Here is a 23786-nt window from a genome sequence, read left to right as displayed (position 1 = left end):
CCCTGTTCCCACCCCCCCCGCCACCCCAGCTGCACCGGCACCGGCCACACCCCCCGCCGCCCCCGGCCCATCCGCGCCAACCTCACCCTCCCCCGCATCGGGCCCGACGCCTGCACCCGCCTCGCCGATCGCCGACACGCCCCCCACGGCAAACGGCGCAAACAGCGCAGACAGCGCAGCCGCCCCCGCCGAGGCCGCCGCCCAGCGCCCGCCGCTGCGCGGCCACGCTCCGGTCAACGGCTTCGAATTCCACGCACCGGCCGCGTCGATGGTCGAACTGCCACCGCTCGATCTGCTCGCGCGCGCGGACGCCGGTGTCGAGCCGATCTCGGACGAAAAGCTCCGCGAGACCGGCCAGCTGATCGAGCAGCGCCTGCAGGAATTCAAGGTGCCCGTGACCGTGGTCGGCGCATCGGCGGGGCCGGTCATCACGCGCTTCGAGATCGAGCCGGCGCTCGGCGTGCGCGGCAGCCAGATCGTCGGTCTCATGAAGGACCTCTCGCGCGGTCTCGGCCTCACGTCGATCCGCGTGGTCGAGACGATCCCCGGCAAGACCTGCATGGGCCTCGAACTGCCGAACGCGAAGCGACAGACGATCCGCCTCTCGGAAATCCTCGAAGCGAGCGTCTACCAGAATTCGCATTCGCAACTGACGCTCGCGATGGGCAAGGACATCACCGGCCACCCGGTCATCGCCGATCTCGCCAAGGCGCCACACATGCTGGTCGCGGGCACGACCGGTTCGGGCAAGTCGGTCGCGATCAACGCGATGATCTGCTCGCTGCTGTTCAAGGCGACGCCCGAGGAAGTGCGCCTCATCATGATCGATCCGAAGATGCTGGAGTTATCGGTCTACGAAGGCATTCCGCATCTGCTCGCGCCGGTCGTCACCGACATGAAGCTCGCGGCCAATGCGCTGAACTGGTGCGTCGGCGAAATGGAGAAGCGCTACCGGCTCATGTCGGCGGTCGGCGTGCGCAACCTCGCGGGTTTCAACCAGAAGATCCGCGACACCGAAGCCAAGGGCAAAAAGCTCGGCAACCCGTTCTCGCTGACGCCCGACGCGCCCGAGCCGCTCGCGCCGCTGCCGCTGATCGTCGTCGTGATCGACGAACTCGCCGACCTGATGATGGTCGCCGGCAAGAAGATCGAGGAGCTGATCGCGCGGCTCGCGCAGAAGGCGCGCGCGGCCGGCATCCACCTGATTCTGGCGACGCAGCGGCCCTCGGTCGACGTCATCACCGGCCTCATCAAGGCGAACATTCCGACGCGCGTGGCGTTCCAGGTGTCGTCGAAGATCGACTCGCGCACGATTCTCGACCAGATGGGCGCCGAGTCGCTGCTCGGCCAGGGCGACATGCTGTTCCTGCCGCCGGGCACCGGCTACCCGCAGCGCGTGCACGGCGCGTTCGTCGCCGACGAGGAAGTGCATGCGATCGTCGAGTATCTGAAGCAGTTCGGCGAGCCGCAGTACGAGGAAGGCATTCTCGACGGCCCCGCCACCGACGGCGGCGCGGCCCAGGACCTGTTCGGCGAAACGCCGGATGCGGAAGCCGATCCGCTCTACGACGAAGCGGTCGCGTTCGTCGTGCGCACGCGGCGCGCGTCGATCTCGTCGGTGCAGCGGCAATTGCGCATCGGCTACAACCGCGCGGCGCGGCTCGTCGAGCAGATGGAAACGGCAGGGCTCGTATCGGCAATGAGCATCAACGGCAGCCGCGAAGTGCTGGCGCCGGGGCCGGCGGAGTAACGGCCGGCGGCATCGGCAGAACGGATCGCAGCATGAAACCGGACAGCGAGCGATCGGCCTGCGATTCGCAGCCATGCTGCGACCCAGGAAGACCAGGAAAAGTCGGCTGAGCAATAAAAAAACGGACCGTCTCACAGGGCTTGTGAGCGGTCCGTTTTCTTATTGCACGCGCTCCGTCGAATCACGCGCGTGCATCCCTCATCACGACGGCGACGCGAACTTGAAATCCACCGGCGAACCCAGCTCGAAATGCTGCTTCGGCGTCGGATCGAGAAAACCGGTCCGGGGATCGCGCCTGAACACGTACACGGTATCGCTCAACTGATTGCCGACGATCAGCCAGTTGCCGCTCGGATCGATCGCGAACTCGCGCGGCGATTTGCCGAGGCTCGACTGATGGCCGATCGGCTTCAGATGCCCGTTGGCCGGATCGACGGCGAAGATCACGATCTCGTTCGCGTCGCCGCGATTCGATGCATAGACGAAGCGCCCGTCCGGCGACAGATGGATCGCCGCGGCGCCCACCGCGCCCTTGAAGCCGGGCTGGCTCAGCGAGAGCGTCTGCGCGAGCGCGAGCCGGCCGTCGCGATAGTCGAACGTGCTGACCGTGCCGGCCAGTTCGCTCGTCAGATACGCATGCTTGCCGTCCGCGCCGAACACCAGATGGCGCGGGCCCGTGCCGGCCTTCTGCTGCGCGTAGCTCCAGTCGGCCGGCGCGAACGGGCCGGGGCTGCCCTGCGGCGTGTAGCGGTACGCGTACAGCTTGTCGGCACCGAGGTCCTGCGCAAACATGAAGCGGCCGTCCGGCGAGAACACGGTCGAGTGCACGTGCGAGTCGTCCTGCCGCCCTTTCACCGGTCCGCCGCCCTCGTGGTGCACGGTCTGCACCGACGCACCGACCTGGCCGTCGGACTGCAACGGAAACACCGCGAAGCTGCCGCCCGGGTCGGGCGCGACCGAGTAGTTCGCGGTCAGCAGAAACTTCTGGTCGGGCGAAAAGCTCAGGTAGCACGGATCGTTGCCATCCGAGGACACCTTGTTGAGAAACCTCAGTTGCCCGCGCGCGGCATCGAAGCCGAATGCGCTGATGCCGCCGCGCCGGGTGGCTGGACCGTTATCGCCGGGCAGTTCGTTGACCGCGTAGACGAAGCGGCGGTCGCGGCTCACGACGAGGAACGACGGATTGACCGTCTTCGCGACCGACACCTGGGTCGCCGCGCCCGTCTTCGTGTCGAAACGATAGACGTAGATGCCCTCGCTTTTGCCGCCGGTATAAGTGCCGACCAGCAGGTTGTAGACGCCGTCGGCGGGGACCGGGCCGGAATCTTGCGCGTACGCTTGCGAAGCAGCAATCGAGACCATAAGCACGAAACCTTTTATCATCGAACGGGCGGCGTGGCGTGGCGCGGGCCACGTTGCACGCCATGAGGCCGCCTTGGCGGCGCGGTCCGCGCGAGGGGGGACGGCCGGAGCGGGAGCGGGAGCACAGGCTGAAGCGCAAACACGAGGCATCACGCGGCGTATGACACTACGCGCGGCGGCACGGCAACGGCGAAGCATGGAACCTCCTCGACATCGGTCGGCGGGTAAGAACGGTGATAGCAGTAATCGCGGTGTCTGGTCTGCCCCGTCTGCCGCGCGCGGGGTCGAGCGTCGTTCTGCGTTGTTCTTGCCAAAGCCAGTATAAGAGCGTCCGGTCGGATCATGCAGCGAATGCAGCCAGCCATGCGGCCTAGGCAAGACCGGGGGGAGACCTGAGCGAGACCGATCCCAGGTAAAGACAAACTCATGCGAAGCCATTTTCGCCGACAATCACCGTCCCGCACCACGGGACATTTTTCAATTTCCAATCGCGTATCACGCGTCTCACCCTGGGAGTCTTCATGAACGTCACACTGAGCCTCGGTCCGCTCGTTTCGCTGATCGCCGGCATTCTGATTCTGGTCATGCCGCGCCTGTTGAGCTACATCGTCGCGCTCTATCTGATCATCATCGGCATTATCGGCATCTTCGGCGTGGGGTCGTCGCACCTGTGAGCGGCGCGTAACGCGAGATCGGGAGCGCGGCTTGCGTCCGGCAGCGGAACGCTTCGCGCGCCACGAAGTGCGCGGTGGAGAAGTTGCGGCGGCGTAGCGCAAGTGCGGCTGCAACAACGCCGCGGAGCCTGTCGCCGCGCATCGCACTGCGTCTCGCACAGTGCCTCTTACCGCGCATGTCGCTGCGCAGCATGAACATGGCAATGACAATAGCGCGCAACGAAGCACGCACTCCCGGCGGTACATGCCACGGACTATGGGCTACGGGCAACACGCGCAAAGCGGCCCAAAGCAACCACGCGAGCGCGCCACCCACGCTTGCGCACTCCGTGTCGGTCGTGAGCGGAACGATAGAACCCGATTCAGATAAAGCAGCGCGTCAAACCGCGTGCGTACGCAGTGCCGCTCAACCGTTCGAAAGCTGGTCGAGACGCAAACGCCCCTGCAGCGACAAGGCGCCAACGGCATAATGACCGTCGTCTTCCTGATAGCGCCGGAAGCAGGCCCGCTCGACCAGAAACGCCGCGGTCGCGAGCATGCAGTTGCGGCTCAGGCCAAGGTGGCCATGATCGAGTGGCAGCATCGAATCGTCGGCAAGTTGGCTGGCGGCCGAGAGAATCGTGATGCAATCGGATTTCGACGGGTTCAGCATGGCTTTCGTCCTCGGAAACGGCGTATCGATGCGCCATGAGCAAGGCCGATTCGCAGCCCGGTATGCACCGGACATCGGCATGAGGTTCAATTCTAAGCATGGATTTGACAATTTACCAATCGCGTTTTGCCGCACCACGCGATGAACCAACCCAGTTCATGCAGGTCCGGTAATAACCGGCTTTCGAGGCGCGGCACCCGCGGTACCCACCCGCCGTACCGCTTCCCGCCGTCCGCCATCACGACACGTTTTCCGACATGCCCGCACTCATCGAAGACTATGCACTCATCGGCGACGGCCACACGGCCGCGCTCGTCTCCCGCGAAGGTTCCGTCGACTGGCTCTGCTGGCCGCGCTTCGACTCCGGCGCCTGTTTCGCCGCGCTGCTCGGCACGCCCGACAACGGCCGCTGGCTGATCGCGCCCGACACGTCGGCCAACGATGCCGCGCCCACCGTCACGCGCCGTTATCGCGGCGAAACGCTGATCCTCGAAACCGACTTCGAAACGCCCGAGGGCGCCGTCACGCTGATCGACTTCATGCCGCCCGGCAACGGCTGGTCGGAAATGATCCGCATCGTCGTCGGCAAGCGCGGCACCGTGCGCATGAAAATGGAGCTCGTGCTGCGCTTCGACTACGGCTTCTCGATTCCGTGGGTCGACCGGCTCGAACAGGACAGCGGCATCAAGGCAATCGTCGGCCCGGACAACGCGGTGCTGCGCACGCCGGTCGAGCTGCGCGGCGAAGATATGAAAACCATCGCCGAATTCACCGTGACCGAAGGCGAGCGCGTGCCGTTCTCGCTCGCCTATGCGCCGTCGCATCTGCGTATTCCGCCCGCGCGCGACCCGCATACGGCGCTCGCGCGCACCGAGAATCACTGGCTCGAATGGTCGGCGCGCGGCACCGTCGAGGGGCGCTGGGCCGAACCGATCCGCCGCTCGCTGATTACGCTCAAGGCGCTCGCCTACGAACCGACCGGCGGCATCGTCGCCGCGCCCACGACCTCGCTGCCGGAGCAGCTCGGCGGCTCGCGCAACTGGGACTACCGCTACTGCTGGCTGCGCGACGCGACCATCACGCTGCTCGCGATGATGCGCGGCGGCTACTACGACGAAGCGCGCGCGTGGCGCAGCTGGCTCGGCCGCGTGATGGCGGGCGCGCCGGATCAGTTGCAGATCATGTACGGCATCGCCGGCGAGCGGCGCCTGCCCGAATTCGAAATCGACTGGCTGCCGGGCTACCAGGGCGCGAAGCCGGTGCGCATCGGCAACAACGCGGTCGGCCAGCGCCAGCTCGACGTCTACGGCGAAGTCATGAACGCGCTGCATCTCGCGCGCGTCGGCGGCCTGCAGGCGGACGCCACCGCCTGGAACGTGCAATGCGCGATGCTCGGGCACCTCGCGACGATCTGGCGCGAGCCCGACGAAGGCATCTGGGAAACGCGTGGCGGACGCCGGCACTTCACGTTCTCGAAGGTGATGGCGTGGGTCGCGTTCGATCGCGCGATCCGCTCGGCCGACATGTTCGCGCTCGACGGCCCGCTCGACGAATGGCGCGCGACGCGCGACGAAATTCACGCGGAAGTCTGCGAGAAAGCCTGGAATCCCGAGCGCAATGCGTTCGTGCAGCACTACGGCAGCGACCAGCTCGACGCGAGCGTGCTGCTGATGCCGCTGGTCGCCTTCCTGCCGCCGCGCGACCCGCGCATCAAGGGCACCGTCGAGGCGATCGAGAAGGACCTGATGCACGGCGGCTTCGTGATGCGCTACCGCACCACCGAATACGACGACGGCCTGCCGCCCGGCGAAGGCACCTTTCTTGCGTGCTCGTTCTGGATGGTCGACAACCTCGCGCTGCAGGGCCGCGTGAGCGAAGCGATCGAGATGTACGAGCGCCTGCTCGCGCTGTGCAACGACGTCGGTCTGCTCGCCGAGGAATACGACCCGGCCGCGAAGCGGCTCGTCGGCAATTTCCCCCAGGCGTTTTCGCATGTAGCGCTCGTGCACACCGGGCTGAACCTGATGAAACACGAGCAGGAAATGGCCCAGGCGACCGGCCAGCCGCCGCATAACGGCGCGCGCGAGATGGCCCTCGAGGGTGAGGCAAGCCCTGATAGCGGCGCAGCAGCATCGCCACTAGCATGATCCAGTGACAGTTTGCGTACCGTGTGTGCGCGAATTGTTGCGTTGCACAAATTTACATAGTTCGATATCATCGATCCGACTGTCGGCCAAAAACAATGCGCCCACAACCAAAATGGCCCGCCGCAACGCCTCACGCGTGTTTGCGAAGCCCAATGCGAACCGCCTAAAACGGAGCACCCATGCTCTATCAACTGCACGAATTCCAGCGGGCGATGTTGAGCCCCCTCACCGCCTGGGCCCAGGCCGCGTCGAAATCATTCGCGAATCCTGCCAGTCCCTTAGCCTACGTGCCGGGCGCCACGCGCCTCTCAGCCGGTTACGAACTGCTGTACCGGCTCGGCAAGGATTACGAAAAGCCCGAGTTCAACATCCACCAGATTGTCAAAGACGGTCATAACATCCCGATCGTCGAGCAGACCATCATCGAGAAGCCGTTCTGCCGCCTGATGCGCTTCAAGCGCTATGCGGACGACAGCGATGCCGTCAATCAATTGAAAGACGAGCCGGCCGTGCTGGTCTGCGCGCCGTTGTCGGGACACCACGCCACGCTGCTGCGCGACACCGTGCGCACGTTGCTGCAAGACCACAAGGTCTACATCACCGACTGGATCGACGCGCGCATGGTGCCGCTCGAAGCCGGCCAATTCCGCCTCGACGACTACGTCGCGTACATCCAGGAATTCATCCGCCACATCGGCGCGAAGAATCTGCACGTGATCTCCGTGTGCCAGCCGACCGTGCCGGTGCTCGCCGCCATTGCGCTGCTGGCGAGCCGCGGCGAAGACACGCCGCGCACCATGACGATGATGGGCGGCCCGATCGACGCGCGCAAGAGCCCGACCTCGGTCAACTCGCTCGCCACGCAGCATTCGTACGAGTGGTTCGAAAACAACGTGATTTTCACGGTGCCGCCGAATTATCCGGGCGTGGGCCGCAAGGTGTATCCGGGCTTCCTGCAGCACACCGGTTTCGTCGCAATGAATCCGGAGCGCCACGCGGCCTCGCACTGGGACTACTACCAGAGCCTGCTGCGCGGCGACGAAGACGACGCCGAAGCGCATCGCCGCTTCTACGACGAATACAACGCCGTGCTCGACATGGATGCCGACTATTACCTCGACACGATCCGCGTCGTGTTCCAGGAGTTCCGTCTTGCCGAGGGCACGTGGGATGTCGGCGGCGAACGCGTGCGGCCGCAGGACATCAAGACGACCGCGCTGTTTACGATCGAAGGCGAGCTGGACGATATTTCCGGCGACGGACAGACCTACGCCGCGCATGATCTGTGCTCGGGCATTCCCGCGAAGCACAAACAGCACTTCACCGCGGAAAAATGCGGCCACTACGGCATTTTCTCGGGACGCCGCTGGCGCACGATCATCTATCCGCAACTGCGCGACTTCATTCTCGCGCACAACAGCAAGACCACCAGGACGACGAAAGAGAAAGTCGAAGCCTAAGCATTAAACGTGCAATAGCATTGAAAAAGCCAACGGCCTCTACTGAGGCCGTTGGCTTTTCTATTGAGCCGGCTTCTCAACCTGGTGCTTTTCAACCCAGTGCCTCTCAACCTGGTTCGTGATACTGATTTTTGTTCGCTTTTTGCGTGGCCGGTTGCGAGCGCCCAAAACTCCGCTGCGATAGCCGTTCGCGGCGCGCACCGCCTCGGATCGCCTCGCCCCACCCGGCTACTTGCGCAACAGGTACGCGAGCAGCAACTCGGTATTCATCTGGATCACTTCGCTGCGTTCGGCGGCGCTGCTGAAATCGCGGCCGAGCGTCGCTTCGATCGTGAAGCGGTTCGACACGATGTAGTAGCCCATGCCCGAAAGCGTCACGTAAAAGCGCAGCGGATCGACGTTCGTGCGAAACAGCCCTGCTCGCTGACCGCGTTCGAGAATGCCGCCGAGCGTCGCGACGATCGGCGAGATCATTTCGCGGATGCGCGTCGACTTCTGCATATAGCGTGCTTCGTGCAGATTCTCGTTGTTGATGAGACGCAGCAGTTCGGGATGATCGCGATAGTAGTCCCAAACGAAATGCGCAAGACGCGTAACGGCCTCGACGGGTGCGACGCCGTTGAGTTCGAGCGTGCGCTCCGCTTCGTTGAGCGCGCTGAACGCATGCTCGAGTACCGCGGTAAACAGTTGCTCCTTGCTACCGAAGTAGTAATAGAGCATGCGTTCATTGGTTTCCGCGCGGCGGGCAATCTGGTCGACGCGTGCGCCGAACAGCCCACCATTTGCAAACTCTTCGGCTGCCGCAAGCAAAATGCGCCGCCGCGTGCCTTCAGGATCTCTTTTGATTTTCGGCTGATTCATGGTGGCATCGTCTTCGTGAGCCGCGTTATCCGGATCGCGCTGCCAGCCTCTCTCCTCGGACTTCGCGCTGGCGGCGTTGAGCGGGCGCGTTATGGTTGGGGAACACACCCTTTTCTGCGGTCTTTCGAAAAAGCGCTTCGATTATGGCACATGGATTGCGAATGGCAATCGGGGAAATCGGCGATAATGTGCTATTTAGTTCAGGCTGTGCGCACGCACACCCAACCCCCACGCCGCAACCGTGACAGACGTCAAAACACTCGCGGATCGCATCGAGGATCTGCTGCCCCAAACGCAATGCACGAAGTGCGGTTATCCCGCATGCCGCCCCTATGCCGAAGCCGTCGCAAGCGGCGCCGCGCACTATAACCAGTGCCCGCCCGGCGGCGCCGAAGGCATCGCGCGCCTCGCCGCGCTGCTCGGCAAACCGGTGCTTCCGCTCAATTCCGCCAATGGCGTCGAACGCGCACGGCCGCTGGCGGTTATCGACGAACAGGTTTGCATCGGCTGCACGCTTTGCATGCAAGCATGTCCAGTCGATGCAATAGTTGGTGCACCGAAACAGATGCACACGGTCGTCGCCGAACTGTGCACCGGTTGCGATCTATGCGTGCCGCCCTGCCCGGTCGACTGCATCGCGATGCTGCCTGTCACCGGCGAGGCGACCGGCTGGGATGCGTGGAGCCAAGGCCAGGCCGATGCCGCGCGCGAGCGGCATCACCGTCACGAAACACGTCTTGCGCGCGAACGCGACGCCGCCGAAGCGCGTGCTGCGGCGCGGCGAGCTGGCAGCGCCGGCGCCGCGGTGAGTCCGGCAAGCGTAGCGGCCGCGGCGTCAGCCGAGGGTGGCGCGGCAACGCCCGCCGCCCCGGTTACGGCTACCGCAGCCGACGCTGAAGCGAAGAAACGCGCGATCATCCAGGCCGCGCTCGAACGCGCCCGCAAGAAGAAGGAAGAAATGACCGCGACAGGTCAGGGACCGCTCAACACCGAGAACGTCAGCGCCGACGTGCAGGCCCAGATCGACGCCGCCGAAGCGCGCCGCCACCGTCTCGGCCTCGGCACGGCGCCCGGGAACGGCAAGCCGCCCAAACCGTCCGAGCCGCGCTGAGCACATGCGAAACCGCGCACATTCGCCCGGTTAGCCGAGCCGCCCGCCCCCCACCCACCGACACGCTCCGCATGAACGCGAACAAACGCCGCGCTATCTACGAAACGCTTCAGAGCCTGAATCCGCATCCAACCACCGAGCTCGAGTACACGACGCCGTTCGAACTGCTGATCGCGGTGCTACTGTCCGCGCAAGCAACGGACGTGTCGGTCAACAAGGCGATGCGCAAGATGTTTCCGGTCGCGAATACGCCGCAGAAGATCTTCGATCTCGGCGAAGCAGGCGTCGCGGACTACATCAAGACGATCGGCCTGTATCGCACGAAGGCGAAGAACGTCATCGCGACCTGCCGCATCCTGCTCGACCAGTACGGCGGCGAGGTCCCCGAGGATCGCGAGGCGCTCGAAAGTCTGCCCGGCGTCGGCCGGAAAACGGCCAACGTGATCCTCAACACGGCGTTCGGCCATCCGACCATCGCCGTCGATACGCACATCTTCCGCGTCGCCAACCGCACCGGGCTCGCGCCGGGCAAGGACGTGCGCGCGGTCGAGACGGCGCTCGAAAAATTCACGCCCGCCGAGTTCAGGCAGGATGCGCATCACTGGCTGATCCTGCATGGGCGTTACGTGTGCAAGGCGCGCCGGCCCGAATGCTGGCATTGCGCGATCGAGCCGCTGTGCGAGTTCCGCCCGAAGACGCCGCCGCCCGATCTGTGAGCGGTTTGCGGTTTGCGGTTTGAAAGGCGATGCGGCGTGGCGCAAACAACGGTGCGGCGCCCGCGCGACGCGGCTCGGCCGCGCTCCGTCGGAAGCACCGCCAGCGCCCACCCGCACCCCATCGCACCCGGCGTAAAATAACGGGTTCGCGCACGCGACGTGTCCACTCCCACGCACCGGTTCCACGATGTTCAATCCCAGCCGCGACGAAGTCCGCCTCTTTTTCACCGATACCTGGCGCAAGCAGCGTCAGGGCGAAATTCTGACGCCGCTCGAGGCCATCGCCGCCGACTGGATCGTCGAGCATCCGGAATATCACGCCGATCTGAGCGACGGCGCCGCCGCCCAGGCGCAGGACTATTCGCCCGAGCGCGGGCAAACCAACCCGTTCCTGCATCTGTCGATGCATCTGGCGATCTCCGAGCAACTGTCGATCGACCAGCCGCCCGGCATCCGCGCGGCGCACGACCGGCTTGCCGCCCGCCTCGGCTCGACGCACGACGCGCAGCACGCGATCATGGACTGCCTCGGCGAGACCATCTGGGAAGCACAGCGCACCGGCACGCCGCCGGACACCGACGCGTATCTGCAACGGATCGAACGGCGCGCGACGCGCGACTGAGCACACGTGGCGCCAGCCGATGACTGCGCGCGAGACGCCGGCCCGGGCTCGTTCATCGACACGCAACACACCTCAGGTACGCGCCCGACAGCCAGCCAAAGCCTGGCCCCCAAAGCAAAACACCCCGCCAAGGCGGGGTGTTTTTCGTTCTCCGTTCGTGCAATCACACGATTGCACGACGAATCTCGCGGGAGCAAGCGCCGGCCACCCGGCGCCCACGTCGACCTGACTTCAGGCGGGCTTACTTCTTCTGCACGAGATCGCCGTCGAGCGATTCGACATACGCCGCGATGTCCTTCATGTCGCTGAGCGACAGGCTTTGCACCTGCGCCTGCATGATCGCGTTGTTGCGGCCGAAATGCGGATTGCCGGTGCCCATCTGATACTGACGCAACGCCCAGTAGACGTAGTCGCTATGCTGACCGGCCAGCTTCGGATACTCCGGGCTGACGGGCTTGTTCAGGTTGACGCCGTGGCAGGCCGCGCAGTTGTGGCTGTCGGCCAGCACCTTGCCGTTGGACGCGTCGGCCGCGTGCGCGGCGTTCGCTGCAACCAGACCGATCACTGCCGCCGACGCGCATGCAGCCTTGAACACCGTGTGGAGTGCCTGTTGGGGCTTAATCATGAGATCTCCTATCCCGCGAATTTGATTAGCTGGTGACCTACGCCTAACGACGCCGATCACTTGTCGGGATTGTTTTGCGAAGCGGCAGTTTGCGCGGCGTAGTAAGCGGCGATGTCGGCAATGTCCTGATCCGACAGCGAGGCCGCGATGGCGTGCATCGTGTCGAAATGGCGGTCGCCCTTCTTGTAGGCATGCAGCGCGTTTTCGAGGTAGGCCTGATTCTGGCCGCCCAGCTTCGGCACGCGGAACACTTCCGGATATGCCGTGCGGTATTCGGGAATACCGTGGCAGCCGATACACATCGCGACCTTGTCCTGGCCCGCTTTCGCATTGCCGACGACATCCGCTGCCTGCGCGCTGGCCGCATAGCCCGCGAGCACCGACAACGCTGCGATCACGACGTGTTTGCCGACGAATTTGTTCATAGCATGTAACCTGGCTTGAGGGGAAACGGGCGCCCAGAAAGGCAACGGCCCGCGCCGTTCTTTTTGTAGGGTAGCCACGCAGGCAAAAAAATCGGGCCCATTGTACCGCGACGCCGCGCCGAACGTCCACAGACGCCGAAGCGCCGCGCCACCTGCCCGCGAGCCTTGTCCAGCATGCCGCGCGGGCGCTTCTACGGCTGTCCGCACGCGCCCACGCACGGGCGTGGCGCGGCGCCCGCGCAACGCGGCACACGGCGGGGCCCGATACCGCCCGACACCTTACGCGAGCCGGTTTCAGGGCAACAGGTCTTCTGACTTATACTGGGTTTTTTCCCGAACACGAGCATCTCGCCATGCGTTTCGAAGGCTCATCGCAGTACGTCGCCACCGACGACCTCAAGCTCGCGGTCAACGCCGCGATGACGCTCAAGCGTCCGCTGCTCATCAAGGGCGAGCCGGGCACCGGCAAGACCATGCTCGCCGAGGAAGTCGCCGCCGCGCTCGGCATGCCGCTCCTGCAATGGCACATCAAGTCGACCACCAAGGCCCAGCAGGGCCTGTACGAATACGATGCGGTCTCGCGCCTGCGCGATTCGCAGCTCGGCGACGAGCGCGTCAAGGACATCCGCAACTACATCGTCAAGGGCGTGCTGTGGCAGGCGTTCGAGTCCGACGAGCAGAGCGTGCTGCTGATCGACGAGATCGACAAGGCCGACATCGAATTCCCGAACGACCTGCTGCGCGAACTCGACCGCATGGAGTTCTACGTCTACGAGACGCACGAGCTGGTACGCGCGAAGCATCGCCCGCTCGTCATCATCACGTCGAATAACGAGAAGGAGCTGCCCGACGCGTTCCTGCGCCGCTGCTTTTTCCACTACATCAGGTTTCCGGACGCGACGACGATGCAGCAGATCGTCGAGGTGCACTACCCCGGCATCAAGAAGGAACTGCTCGCCGCGGCGCTGCAGAGCTTCTTCGAACTGCGCAACGTCGCGGGGCTCAAGAAGAAACCGTCCACCTCGGAGCTGCTCGACTGGCTCAAGCTGCTGCTCGCCGAGGACATCCCGCCCGAAGCGCTGCGTTCGGCCGACCAGAAGCAGATCATTCCGCCGCTGCATGGCGCGCTGCTGAAGAACGAGCAGGACGTGAACCTGTTCGAGCGGCTGCTCTTCATGAACCGCAACAACCGCTAACCCGCGTCGCGTGGGCGCTGCCGATCGCCACCGGGCCCTTTCGAGCCCGCCCGGCCGCAGCGCCGCCCGACCTTCCGCCGCCGCAGGACACCCAGCATGCTGATCGACTTCTTCTACTCGCTGCGCGCCGCCAGGCTGCCGGTCTCGGTGAAGGAATACCTGACGCTGCTCGAAGCGCTGAAGGCCAACGTGATCGCGCCGTCGCTCGACGAGTTCTACTACCTCGCGCGCATCACGCTCGTGAAGGACGAACAGTACTTCGACAAGTTCGACCAGGCGTTCGGCGCCTATTTCAACGGCGTCGCGGCCACCTCGGAACTCGCCTTCGACATTCCGCTCGACTGGCTCAAGAAGAAGCTGCAACGCGATCTGTCGCCCGAGGAAAAGGCGCAGATCGAGGCGATGGGCGGCCTCGACAAGCTGATGGAGCGCCTCAAGGAACTGTTCGACGAGCAGCAGGAGCGCCACGAGGGCGGCAGCAAATGGATCGGCACGGGCGGCACGTCGCCGTTCGGCAACGGCGGCTATAACCCGGAAGGCGTGCGCATCGGCGGCGACGCGGCCGGCAACCGCACGGCGGTCAAGGTCTGGGAAGCACGCGCCTATCGCGACTACGACGACCAGGTCGAAATCGGCACGCGCAACATCAAGGTTGCGCTGCGGCGGCTGCGCCGCTTCGCGCGCGAAGGCGCGGCCGAGGAACTCGATCTGCCCGACACGATCCGCAGCACGGCGGCGAACGCCGGCTGGCTCGATCTGAAGATGGTGCCCGAGCGGCACAACAACGTGAAGGTGCTGATGCTGCTCGACGTCGGCGGCTCGATGGACGACCACGTCAAGCGCACCGAGGAGCTGTTTTCCGCCGCCAAGGCCGAGTTCAAGCACCTCGAGTTCTACTATTTCCACAACTGCGTGTACGACTTCCTGTGGAAGAACAACCGGCGCCGCCATGCCGAGCGCACACCGACGTGGGACGTGCTGCACAAGTTCACGCCCGACTACAAGCTGATTTTCGTCGGCGACGCGACCATGAGCCCGTACGAGGTCTTGCAGCCGGGCGGCTCGGTCGAGTACAACAACGCCGAAGCCGGCGCGGTGTGGCTGCGCCGCCTCGCCGATCATTTCCCGCACTTCGCGTGGCTCAATCCCGAACCGGAAGCGCTATGGCCGTACCGGCAGTCGGTCAGCGCGATCCGCGAGGTGCTCGGACATCGCATGTATCCGCTCACGCTCGCGGGGCTCGAGACGGCCATGCGCGTGTTGAGCAAATGACACCCGAGGCGCGGGCCGCCCGCCTCGGCCTGGCCGATGCCGCCCATGCGGCAGAATCACTCCGCTTTAACTTCGACAACAAGAAAGTATTCGCATGAGTTCGCGCATGAGTTCGCCTCCTTCACCCCAGCTGTCCCCCGCCACCACGCCGCCCGGGCGTCTCAATCCGCTCGCCGATACGTCGCTGTCCGCGATCGTCGCCGGCTTCGTCGCCGCGATGACCGGCTACACCAGTTCGCTCGTGCTCATGTTCCAGGCGGGCCGGGCCGCGCATCTGAGCGACGCGCAGATTTCCTCGTGGATCTGGGCGCTCTCGATCGGCATGGCGCTGTGCACGATCGGCCTGTCGCTGCGCTTTCGCGCGCCGATCGTGATCGCGTGGTCGACGCCGGGCGCGGCGCTGCTGATATCGTCGCTGCCGAATGTCGACTACGCGCAGGCGATCGGCGCCTTTATCGTCTGCGCGGCGCTGTTGACGCTGGTCGGCCTGACCGGCTGGTTCGACACGCTCATGAAGAAGATTCCGGCCGGCATCGCGGCGGCACTGCTCGCGGGCATCCTGTTCGAGATCGGCATCGAGATTTTCCGCGCCGCGCAGTTCCAGACCGCGCTCGTGCTGACGATGTTCTTCACCTACCTGATCGTCAAACGCTTCGCGCCGCGTTACGCGATCGTCACGACGCTCGTGGCCGGCACGATCGCCGCCGGCGCCCTCGGGCTGCTCGATTTCAGCCACTTTCACATCGCGCTCGCGCATCCGGTGTTCACGATGCCGGCGTTCTCCGTGGCGGCGAGCGTGAGCATCGGCATTCCGCTGTTCGTGGTCGCGATGGCCTCGCAGAACGTGCCCGGCATCGCGGTGCTGCGCGCGGACGGCTACACGACGCCGTCCGCGCCGCTGATCGCGACGACCGGCATCGCCTCGCTACTACTTGCGCCGTTCGGCTCGCACGGCATCAATCTCGCGGCGATCACGGCAGCGATCTGCACCGGCCCCGAAGCCCACGAGAATCCCGCCAAGCGTTACACGGCGGCGGTCTGGGGCGGCATTTTCTATCTGCTCGCGGGCATCTTCGGCGCGACGATCGCCGCGCTGTTCGCCGCGTTGCCGAAGGCGCTGGTCGTGTCGGTCGCGGCGCTCGCGCTGTTCGGCTCGATCATGAGCGGCCTCGCCAACGCGATGCAGGACGCGAGGCAGCGCGAAGCCGCGCTCGTCACGTTCATGGTGACCGCCTCGGGACTCACGCTGCTGTCGATCGGCTCGGCGTTCTGGGGGCTGGTCGCAGGCGTGGTGACGCAAGTGGTGTTGAACGCGCGGCGCGCCTGAAGCGCCCAGGCACGGCCTATGCGCGCGAACGGATCGCAAAGGCCCGCCGTTTATGCCGTCCTCGGCGATCCGCCATAGAATAGATGCATCCGGCAGCGCGCCCCGACCCTATCATGGGATGCGCTGCGGCGTGACTCGCGGCCACCGGCACCGGCTCTTCCTGCCGGTACGGCGGCAATCTCATTTCTCCTGAACCACGGCGCACGCGCGCCCAGAAGGCTCGAACATGACAACCGCACTCGATCAACTCAAGCAATACACCACCGTCGTGGCCGACACCGGCGACTTCCAGCAGCTTGCGCAATACAAGCCGCGGGACGCGACCACCAATCCGTCGCTGATTCTGAAGGCCGTACAGAAGGACGATTACCGGCCGCTGCTCGAAAAGACCGTCAAGGCGCATGCGTCGAAGCCGGTCGGCGCGATCATCGACCAGCTGCTGATCGCGTTCGGCACCGAAATCCTCAAGATCATCCCGGGCCGGGTGTCGACCGAAGTCGACGCGCGCCTGTCGTTCGACATCGAAGGCTCGATCGCCAAGGGCCGCGAGCTGATCGCGCTGTACAAGGACCATGGCATCGGCCGCGAGCGCGTGCTCATCAAGCTCGCGTCCACCTGGGAAGGCGTGCGCGCGGCCGAGGTGCTGCAGAAAGAAGGCATCCACTGCAACATGACGCTGCTGTTCTCGCTGGCCCAGGCCGCCGCCTGCGCGGAAGCGGGCGCGCAACTGATTTCGCCGTTCGTCGGCCGCATCTACGACTGGTACAAGAAGAACGCCGGCAGCGCGTGGGACGAAGCGAAAGACGGCGGCGCCAACGATCCGGGCGTCAAGTCGGTGCGCCGCATCTACGCGTACTACAAGAAGTTCGGCTACAAGACCGAGGTGATGGGCGCGAGCTTCCGCACGACCTCGCAGATTCTCGAACTGGCCGGCTGCGATCTGCTGACCATCAGCCCGGAATTGCTGCAAAAGCTGCAGGAGAGCGGCGACCCGGTCGAGCGCAAGCTGTCGGCGCAAATGTCGGGCGACGCGGACATCGAGCGCGTGCCGGTCGACGAAAAATCGTTCCGCTTCCTCGTCAACGACGACGCGATGGCGACCGAGAAGCTCGCCGAAGGCATCCGCGCGTTTGCGGCGGACGCGGTGAAGCTGGAGAAGCTGATCGACGCGCTGCGTTGATGCGCGGAGCGTAGCCGCGGTTGCGGTGGCCCGTCGGCTCTGCCGCATGAAGCGGCCAATCACGCGACGGCCAGCGGCAACGCAATGCATCGTCACAGGACGGCCCTGAACCTCGCGGTTCAGGGCCGTTTCGTTTGCCTCTCGCCGTTTGCCGTTTGTGCAGCCCAAGCCGATACCCAACTCGCAAGGCACCCGACGTCCGCACGCTCCCACACCACGCCGCCTACTCCTGCGCCTCACCGTCACAAACCACGCACGGCAGACGACTACAATCGACCCCACACCCGTCCCGTCTCGCCGTCACGCGCGGAGAAACGGCGGCAGTCGGCCCACGCCTGATCTTTCAAGGAGACGATCATGTACGTTCAGCCTTACGTGTTTTTCAACGGCCGTTGCGAGGAAGCGCTCGACTACTACAGCGAAAAGCTCGGCGCTCAGGTGATCTTCAAGATGCACTTCAGGGATGCGCCGCCCGACCCGAACAACCCGCCGCGCCCCGAACTCGCGGACAAGATCATGCACGCCAACGTGCAGCTCGGCACGACCTTCTGGATGGCCTCCGACGGCGCCTGCGATCCCGCAGCCGGTTCGTTCAACGGCTTCAGTCTGTCGCTGACCGTCGAAGACAGCGCCATCGCCGAAAAAAGCTTCAACGCACTCGCCGATGGCGGTCAGGTCGTGATGCCGTTCCAGAAGACGTTCTGGAGCGAAGGGTTCGGCATCGTGGAAGACCGCTTCGGCCTGAAGTGGATGGTCACGCTGCCGCCGCAGGTTTGAGCGGCGCATCGCGGCAGTCATACGGCGAACGTACCGCGCGGCACCATTCGGCTCAGCGCCGGGCGTCACGGTAGGCGGTCACGGCCGCCGGGGCACCAGCCAGAGCCGAAGCCCAAACCCAAGCCCTGGTGACGCACCATGAACGCGTCGCAAAACGACTCCGCCACCCCGCCACGAAGCGCCACACAAACAGCAACGCCCGCAAACTTTCGTCTGCGGGCGTTGCGTTTTCAGCATGCCATCAAAATCCGGAACCGCTCCGGAACGACGGAAGCCGCAAATCCATCAGCTTTCGGCCATGTCCAGATAGTCTTCCGGACTCGTGCGGTCCTCGCCGCCCTGCATGCCGACCACGCGCACGAGCAGGCTCGCCACGACCGCCACCACGAGGTTCACGATCAGCGACCACACCGCCGCATAGCCCGGAATCGCCATGCCGAACAGGTGGATCGTGAAGATCGAACCGGCGAGCTTCAGCGAAATCGCCATCCACGTGCCGGTCGCGATGCCTGCTGCCCAGCCGATCAGCAGGCCCCGATAGTCGAGCACGCGCGTGTAGAGACCGAGCACGATCGCCGGCAGCGTCTGGATGATCCAGATACCGCCGAGCAGTTGCAGCTGGATCGCGTACGTGAGCGGCAGGCCGAGAATGAACGCGACCGCGCCGACCTTGACGATCAGCGAGACCAGCTTCGCGACGTTGGTCTCCTGCTCGTGCGTCATGTTGCGGTTGATGAACTCCTTGTGCACGTTACGCGTGTACAGGTTCGCCGCCGCGATCGACATGATCGCCGCCGGCACCAGCGCGCCGATACCGATCGCCGCGAACGCCACGCCGACGAACCACGACGGGAAGAAGTGCAGGAACAGCGCCGGCACCGCGAAGTTCGGGCCGAATGCCTTGAAATACGGCACGAATTCCGGCATGTCCTTCACGCCGGCCGCGAGCGCCATGAAGCCGAGCAGCGCGAGCAGACCGAGCACGAGCGAATAGGCCGGCAAGAGCGCCATGTTGCGGCGGATCGTGTTGCCCGACTTCGACGACAGCACCGCCGTGATCGAGTGCGGATACAGGAACAGCGCGAGCGCCGAGCCGACCGCGAGCGTCGCGTAGGCGCTATAGCCGTTCAGATTCGAGACGTCCGGCGACTTCAGCAGCAGCTTGGCCGGCGGCACCGCGCCGAAGATATGGCCGAAGCCGCCCAGTTGCGGCGGAATCACGATGATCGCGGCGAAGATCGTCACGTAGATCAGGATGTCCTTGACCACCGCGATCATCGCCGGCGCGCGCAGGCCCGAGGTGTACGTGTAGGCCGCGAGGATCGCGAACGCGATGATGAGCGGCAGATCGCCGACGAAGCCGGTCGTGTCGAAACCGAGCGCGCCGATCACCACTTCGATACCGACCAGTTGCAGCGCGATGTACGGCATCGTCGCGACGATGCCGGTCACGGCGATCGCGAGCGCCAGCATGCGGCTGCCGTAGCGCGCCGAGACGAAGTCGGCCGAGGTCACGTAGCCGTGGCGCTTGGCGACGCTCCACAACTTCGGGAACACGACGAACGCGAACGGATAGATCAGGATCGTGTACGGCAGTGCGAAGAAACCGGTTGCACCCGCACCGAACACGAGCGCCGGCACCGCGACGAACGTGTAGGCGGTGTAGAGGTCGCCGCCGAGCAGGAACCACGTGACGATCGTGCCGAAGCGCCGGCCGCCGAGCCCCCACTCTTCGAGATGGGCCAGATCGCCGCGCCGCCAGTGCGCCGCGACGAAACCGAGAATCGTGACGCCGATGAAAAACAGAACGAAGACGAACGTTGCAATGGGGTTCATTGTTGTGCGCCCCCTTGCGAGCGGCCCGTATAGCGGGATTTGGTCTTGTTGTAGACGAACGCGGTAATGACCGCGCTGATCAGCACCCAGAGCAGTTGATACCAATAAAAGAACGGGAAATCGAACAGCTGCGGCTCGACCTTGTTGTAGGACGGCACCCAGATCATCGCGATCCAGGGCAGCAGCAACAGCCAGAGCCAGTGCTTGCTGGCCTTCTTCACGTCGGCGTCGTGAGCCATGACGTCTCCTCTTTCCTATTTGAATTGTTTGCCCGTGGTCGACGGGAGGTTGAATCACAGCGGGTGGTCGTCCCGCGGTCGGCCACGGACGCCCCGAAAGCTTCGAAAGAGTATAGGAGCCCCGAACGCCCGGTCAAGCAGGGACGACCCGAGGCGCAACGGCGCGCGGCAAGGCGCATATCGTAGCGGTATGTATCGGCATGCCGGGGCACGTAGCGGCACGTGAGGCCATGCGGCGGCAACGCGCCGCCGCGATGCGGCTCGCCGGCCGGCTTACCTCAGCCAGCCGCTACGGCGATCAGATCGCAAACGAAGCGCCGCTCTGCCCCGTCGATTCGCGCAGCCCCCTGATCCACTTGCGCGCCGGCAAGCCGAGTTGCGCTTCGATCAGCTTCGCGCGGGTTTCGAGCCTCGTGAACGGCACCTCGAGCGCCGGGCCCGAGAATGCGATCGCGATGCGATTGCCGTCGTGCACTTCGGGCAGCGCAACCACGCGGCCGTCGAATGCCTCGTTAAGACGCTTCATGTTGCGCACGAAGCTCGGATGGTCGCCGAACAGGTTCACCGTGACGATGCCCGCGTCGCTCAGACACGCACGCGCCGCACGATAAAAGGCGACGCTGTCGAGCACCGGGCCGCGCGCGGTCGCGTCGTAGACGTCGATCTGCAGCGCGCCGATCGTGCCGTGGTTAGCGCCGTCGTTGACGAAGTCCCAGGCATCGGCTTCGCGCACGGTCAGGCGCGCGTCGTCGTGCGGCAACTCGAACATCGTGCGCGCGGCCACGACGACCGCCGGATTCACTTCGACCGCCTCGACCTTGGCGCGCTTCAGGAAGCGGTGCGCGAATTTGGTCAGCGAGGCCGCGCCGAGACCGAGCTGCACGATGCGCTTCGGCGTTTCGAGGAACAGCAGCCAGGCCATCATCTGCTGCGCGTATTCGAGTTCGATGTGATCGGGCTTGCGCAGACGCATCGCGCCTTGCACCCATTCCGTGCCGAAATGCAGGTAGCGCACGCCGCCCTCTTCCGAGAACGTCACCGGCGCGAAACGCGGCTTGCGCGGGGCTTCGATTTGCGGCGCGTCGCGCAGGTCGCTCGGGTCGCGCAGGTCGTTATCGGCGCCGTTCGTGCGGCCCGCGCCGCGGGAAGTACTGCGGGCATTACGGGCGATTTTCTGCTTGCCGCCAACGGCATCGGCGTCGGCATCGCGGTTACGGAAAGCACGCGCCTCGGCCGAAGCGCGCTTGATCAGTTTCGTCATGTGAGGATGTCGCGCCACGGGCGCAATTTTTGGTCGAACGAGAGCATAGCATTCGACGGGGCAACACTCGGCGTCAATCGCAGACAAGCTGCCGCCCTACTTCGAACTGGCGCGCATGGGGAACGCAAGCATGCGCGGGGTGGCTCGATGGCAGACGCAGAAGCCGGTATCGATCGACTACACGGCTAGCGAAACTGCCATCGCGACGCGCCTTGGCAGCGACGTCCCGTAGACCGATACGATGCTCCCGAAGCGTCTGTCGCCGCGCTCAGGCGTCCTGCCAGTTGCGATACGTTGCGGCCTGCCCCCGATAAACGCCTTCGCTATCGAGCAGATTCCAGACCGTGACGTCCTCGATCCAGAATCGTCTTCCCGAACTCGAGATGCGCAGGCCGCGATAACCGGTCGCGAACCCGTGCAATCGCACCGATTCGAGCAACCTGTCGCGCTCGTCCCGATTCGGGTGTTCGGCCGAAAGCCTCGAACGCAAGGCCGTCATGCCGTCCCAGTCGTATTCGAAGCAGCGTTGAGCCGCTTCGTTCGCGTAGATGAAACGGGGGTCGGCGTCGGTGTTGTGCGCGAGCACGCAGAACGGCGCGCTTTCGTAGAGCCAGCGGGCCGCGTCGGCGCCGGAGATTCCGCCCTCGACCAGCGGCGTGCCGACAAGCCGCAAATGGTTATCCGCCAGCAGATTGAAGAAGTCGAGGTCGCTGCTCAGAGATGCCGTCATCGTATCGGTTACCGTTGTCATTGAATGCGGGCGATTCTATCAAGGGGCCAACTCCGCCGCTCCCAACCCCGCAGGCCTGACCGACAGTACCGTCGTTGAACCGTACGGCCAAAGCGGCCAAATCGTTGCTCGCATGGCCAATCGCTCACCAATCAAGATTCAACGTTTTCATGTGGGCTAAAATGCGCATAATTCACCCACATAAGGAGCAACGCCATGCGTCATCCAGCCGCCGATGTGACTCCTCGTCGGGCCACGAACATTAGCCTGCCCGAAGACGTCTACAAGGATGCCAAGGCACTCGGTATCAATTTCTCGCAAACTTGCGAGCGGGCACTGCGTCAAGCCGTTCAAGTGGAAAAGGATCGCCAGTGGGCCATCAAGTACGCCGGTTTTATCGAGGCCTATAACGAGATGGTTGAGCGCGATGGCCTGCCGCTCGCTCAATACCGGGCGTTCTGATGGCCCGTTTCGACGTATTTCCCAATCCGGGCCAACGCCCAGCGGTGCCTTATGTTGTTGATGTCCAAGGCAACCATTTATCCGGTCTGGCGACACGCGTGGTTATCCCGTTGCGACGATTGGACAGCTTTGCCCCAGTTCCTCTTCCGCCTGACCTGATACCTGTTTTCACGATCGAAGGCATCGAGTGCATGCTGGATACGCCGACACTGAGCGCGATTCCACGCACTGAATTAAGCCAATCCGTTACGTCGCTGCATCACCGGCAAGACGAGATTATTTCAGCGCTAGACCGATTGTTTGGCCGTTGGTAACCACCAGACACGCCAGGATTCCCGCTGACGCGAGACCACGTTCGGACGCGTCAATTCGATTCCCGCAGTTGCCGCCAAACGGCCAACTTTTCTGCGTATGGGACTGTGGCATAGGCGGGGCTGCTTGATGGCAGGCGGAGCAGTCTATATTGCCCACCGCGCTCGCCAAGCGCATTCATGCCGATTTTGGCTGCGGTCCCGCCATTGAAGGCGATGGTGACCAGATTCGGCAATGTATCGACAAGAGCGACCAGGTCATTGCTCGCATGGTCGCGTATGCGGCTATCGAGACTCCCGATACGACGGGCCTCTGCAACGACGTCCCATAAACCGATGCGGTATTCGAGCAGCTTATCGAGACGAGTTGCATAGTCCATACCGACCAGATTTTGCTCTATTGCCTCCCCAACAAGCGCCCAGAACTTGTTCTGCTTATGCGCATAGTACTGCCCATGCGCCAACGACATCTCGCCCGGCAAGCTGCCCAGAATCAGCACCCGCGTATGGGCATCGACGACCGGCGGAAAGCAGCGTTTGAGCGTCATGAGCGATGGCCTTCGTCACGGCATCGCGCGAGCGGGCGGCCGTGTTCGCGCTGGTGGGCATAGGCCGTATGCGCGGCGTGCACGGTATCCCCGCGTGCAGCAACACCGCCGTCTTCACCCGAAGCCCCAGAAACACTCAACGCCCCCACACACGCCCACAGCGCCGGCAACATGCACTCCGTCACCATCAAAGGCGCGCCATGCCGCTCGAACACCGAGCGGCGCGCGACCAGCACATGCGG

At 64.4% G+C, this 23786-nt stretch carries 24 protein-coding genes and 1 pseudogene; 14 read left to right on the top strand and 11 right to left on the bottom strand.

The features are described from left to right. Positions 1 to 1750 (top strand): DNA translocase FtsK (locus tag GXB81_RS24315; RefSeq protein WP_277396803.1); only part of this gene is annotated, 1750 nt, incomplete at its 5' end. A 201-nt stretch (positions 1751 to 1951) separates the two neighbouring features. On the opposite strand, the gene GXB81_RS24310 is transcribed toward GXB81_RS24315, so the two are convergent. After that, entirely contained in the window at positions 1952 to 3133 is a 1182-nt protein-coding gene (locus GXB81_RS24310) for a lactonase family protein (RefSeq protein ID WP_241016494.1), read from the bottom strand. A 500-nt stretch (positions 3134 to 3633) separates the two neighbouring features. Between GXB81_RS24310 and GXB81_RS24305 the strand changes: the two genes are divergently transcribed. Then, the gene (locus GXB81_RS24305) at positions 3634 to 3786 is read left to right on the top strand and encodes a DUF3096 domain-containing protein (protein WP_167049950.1); all 153 of its coding nucleotides are present in this window, start codon (positions 3634 to 3636) and stop codon (positions 3784 to 3786) included. A 406-nt stretch (positions 3787 to 4192) separates the two neighbouring features. Here the strand turns inward: GXB81_RS24305 and GXB81_RS24300 are convergent, their stop codons facing one another. Then, a complete protein-coding gene (locus GXB81_RS24300) occupies positions 4193 to 4438 on the bottom strand; it encodes a hypothetical protein (protein ID WP_167049952.1) in 246 nt (81 codons plus the stop codon). A 257-nt stretch (positions 4439 to 4695) separates the two neighbouring features. Here GXB81_RS24300 and GXB81_RS24295 point away from each other — a divergent pair, with 257 nt between their 5' ends. Together GXB81_RS24295 and phaZ are read left to right on the top strand one after the other, a co-directional pair. Then, positions 4696 to 6585, top strand: a complete 1890-nt coding sequence (locus GXB81_RS24295) for a glycoside hydrolase family 15 protein (protein WP_205990532.1) — start codon at positions 4696 to 4698, stop codon at positions 6583 to 6585. Positions 6586 to 6764: 179 nt separating this feature from the next. Further along, positions 6765 to 8045 (top strand): polyhydroxyalkanoate depolymerase, encoded by a 1281-nt coding sequence (gene phaZ, locus GXB81_RS24290; RefSeq protein WP_167283851.1) that lies wholly within the window; start codon positions 6765 to 6767, stop codon positions 8043 to 8045. 228 nt (positions 8046 to 8273) lie between these two features. Here the strand turns inward: phaZ and GXB81_RS24285 are convergent, their stop codons facing one another. Then, the gene (locus GXB81_RS24285; RefSeq protein ID WP_167049958.1) at positions 8274 to 8906 is read right to left on the bottom strand and encodes a TetR/AcrR family transcriptional regulator; all 633 of its coding nucleotides are present in this window, start codon (positions 8904 to 8906) and stop codon (positions 8274 to 8276) included. A gap of 241 nt (positions 8907 to 9147) precedes the next feature. Between GXB81_RS24285 and rsxB the strand changes: the two genes are divergently transcribed. The 3 genes from rsxB (at position 9148) to GXB81_RS24270 (ending at position 11355) form a co-directional block, all read left to right on the top strand. Continuing rightward, entirely contained in the window at positions 9148 to 10017 is an 870-nt protein-coding gene (rsxB, locus tag GXB81_RS24280) for an electron transport complex subunit RsxB (protein ID WP_205990531.1), read from the top strand. Positions 10018 to 10088: 71 nt separating this feature from the next. Next, the gene (nth, locus tag GXB81_RS24275; RefSeq protein ID WP_167049962.1) at positions 10089 to 10733 is read left to right on the top strand and encodes an endonuclease III; all 645 of its coding nucleotides are present in this window, start codon (positions 10089 to 10091) and stop codon (positions 10731 to 10733) included. A 187-nt stretch (positions 10734 to 10920) separates the two neighbouring features. Further along, complete coding sequence (locus GXB81_RS24270) at positions 10921 to 11355, top strand: DUF1841 family protein (protein WP_167049964.1); 435 nt, start codon at positions 10921 to 10923, stop codon at positions 11353 to 11355. A 241-nt stretch (positions 11356 to 11596) separates the two neighbouring features. Here the strand turns inward: GXB81_RS24270 and GXB81_RS24265 are convergent, their stop codons facing one another. Continuing rightward, positions 11597 to 11980 (bottom strand): c-type cytochrome, encoded by a 384-nt coding sequence (locus GXB81_RS24265; RefSeq protein WP_167049966.1) that lies wholly within the window; start codon positions 11978 to 11980, stop codon positions 11597 to 11599. 56 nt (positions 11981 to 12036) lie between these two features. Then, positions 12037 to 12405 carry a c-type cytochrome gene (locus GXB81_RS24260; protein WP_167049968.1) on the bottom strand — a complete coding sequence of 123 codons (369 nt, stop codon included), beginning with the start codon at positions 12403 to 12405 and terminating at the stop codon, positions 12037 to 12039. Between the two features lie 353 nt (positions 12406 to 12758). Here GXB81_RS24260 and GXB81_RS24255 point away from each other — a divergent pair, with 353 nt between their 5' ends. The 5 genes from GXB81_RS24255 (at position 12759) to GXB81_RS24235 (ending at position 18157) form a co-directional block, all read left to right on the top strand. Beyond that, a complete protein-coding gene (locus tag GXB81_RS24255; RefSeq protein ID WP_167049970.1) occupies positions 12759 to 13601 on the top strand; it encodes a MoxR family ATPase in 843 nt (280 codons plus the stop codon). Positions 13602 to 13697: 96 nt separating this feature from the next. Further along, the gene (locus tag GXB81_RS24250; protein ID WP_167049972.1) at positions 13698 to 14873 is read left to right on the top strand and encodes a VWA domain-containing protein; all 1176 of its coding nucleotides are present in this window, start codon (positions 13698 to 13700) and stop codon (positions 14871 to 14873) included. Positions 14874 to 14979: 106 nt separating this feature from the next. Next, entirely contained in the window at positions 14980 to 16200 is a 1221-nt protein-coding gene (locus GXB81_RS24245) for a benzoate/H(+) symporter BenE family transporter (RefSeq protein ID WP_241016493.1), read from the top strand. A 226-nt stretch (positions 16201 to 16426) separates the two neighbouring features. Then, complete coding sequence (tal, locus tag GXB81_RS24240; protein WP_167049976.1) at positions 16427 to 17380, top strand: transaldolase; 954 nt, start codon at positions 16427 to 16429, stop codon at positions 17378 to 17380. Positions 17381 to 17737: 357 nt separating this feature from the next. Continuing rightward, positions 17738 to 18157 (top strand): VOC family protein, encoded by a 420-nt coding sequence (locus GXB81_RS24235; protein WP_167049978.1) that lies wholly within the window; start codon positions 17738 to 17740, stop codon positions 18155 to 18157. 285 nt (positions 18158 to 18442) lie between these two features. On the opposite strand, the gene GXB81_RS24230 is transcribed toward GXB81_RS24235, so the two are convergent. The 4 genes from GXB81_RS24230 to GXB81_RS24215 all read right to left on the bottom strand — a co-directional run bounded on the left by GXB81_RS24230 (position 18443) and on the right by GXB81_RS24215 (position 22223). After that, positions 18443 to 19993, bottom strand: coding sequence for a sodium:solute symporter (locus GXB81_RS24230; RefSeq protein ID WP_205990530.1), 1551 nt, complete (start codon positions 19991 to 19993; stop codon positions 18443 to 18445). Then, positions 19990 to 20232, bottom strand: a complete 243-nt coding sequence (locus GXB81_RS24225; protein WP_167049982.1) for a DUF3311 domain-containing protein — start codon at positions 20230 to 20232, stop codon at positions 19990 to 19992. The genes GXB81_RS24230 and GXB81_RS24225 overlap by 4 nt, the downstream gene beginning before the upstream one ends. A 298-nt stretch (positions 20233 to 20530) precedes the next feature. Continuing rightward, the gene (locus GXB81_RS24220) at positions 20531 to 21493 is read right to left on the bottom strand and encodes a spermidine synthase (protein ID WP_205990529.1); all 963 of its coding nucleotides are present in this window, start codon (positions 21491 to 21493) and stop codon (positions 20531 to 20533) included. A 268-nt stretch (positions 21494 to 21761) separates the two neighbouring features. Beyond that, a complete protein-coding gene (locus GXB81_RS24215; RefSeq protein ID WP_205193393.1) occupies positions 21762 to 22223 on the bottom strand; it encodes an MEKHLA domain-containing protein in 462 nt (153 codons plus the stop codon). A gap of 216 nt (positions 22224 to 22439) precedes the next feature. On the opposite strand from GXB81_RS24215, the gene GXB81_RS24210 reads away from it, so the two are divergent. After that, positions 22440 to 22685 (top strand): type II toxin-antitoxin system CcdA family antitoxin, encoded by a 246-nt coding sequence (locus tag GXB81_RS24210; protein WP_167049988.1) that lies wholly within the window; start codon positions 22440 to 22442, stop codon positions 22683 to 22685. Then, the gene (locus GXB81_RS24205) at positions 22685 to 22999 is read left to right on the top strand and encodes a CcdB family protein (protein WP_167049990.1); all 315 of its coding nucleotides are present in this window, start codon (positions 22685 to 22687) and stop codon (positions 22997 to 22999) included. The genes GXB81_RS24210 and GXB81_RS24205 overlap by 1 nt, the downstream gene beginning before the upstream one ends. Before the next feature lie 50 nt (positions 23000 to 23049). Here GXB81_RS24205 and GXB81_RS24200 read toward each other — a convergent pair whose 3' ends face one another. Together GXB81_RS24200 and GXB81_RS31550 are read right to left on the bottom strand one after the other, a co-directional pair. Then, complete coding sequence (locus GXB81_RS24200) at positions 23050 to 23544, bottom strand: DNA-deoxyinosine glycosylase (RefSeq protein ID WP_167049992.1); 495 nt, start codon at positions 23542 to 23544, stop codon at positions 23050 to 23052. Continuing rightward, a pseudogene (locus GXB81_RS31550) lies at positions 23541 to 23786 on the bottom strand (chorismate lyase); the annotation flags it as partial. The gene GXB81_RS24200 and the pseudogene GXB81_RS31550, both read right to left, overlap by 4 nt.

This window comes from Paraburkholderia sp. Ac-20336 (genome assembly GCF_017105025.1).
GTDB lineage: Bacteria > Pseudomonadota > Gammaproteobacteria > Burkholderiales > Burkholderiaceae > Paraburkholderia.
The sequence above is the reverse complement of the archived record's forward strand: the minus strand, read 5'-3'. Positions and strand labels throughout refer to the sequence as shown.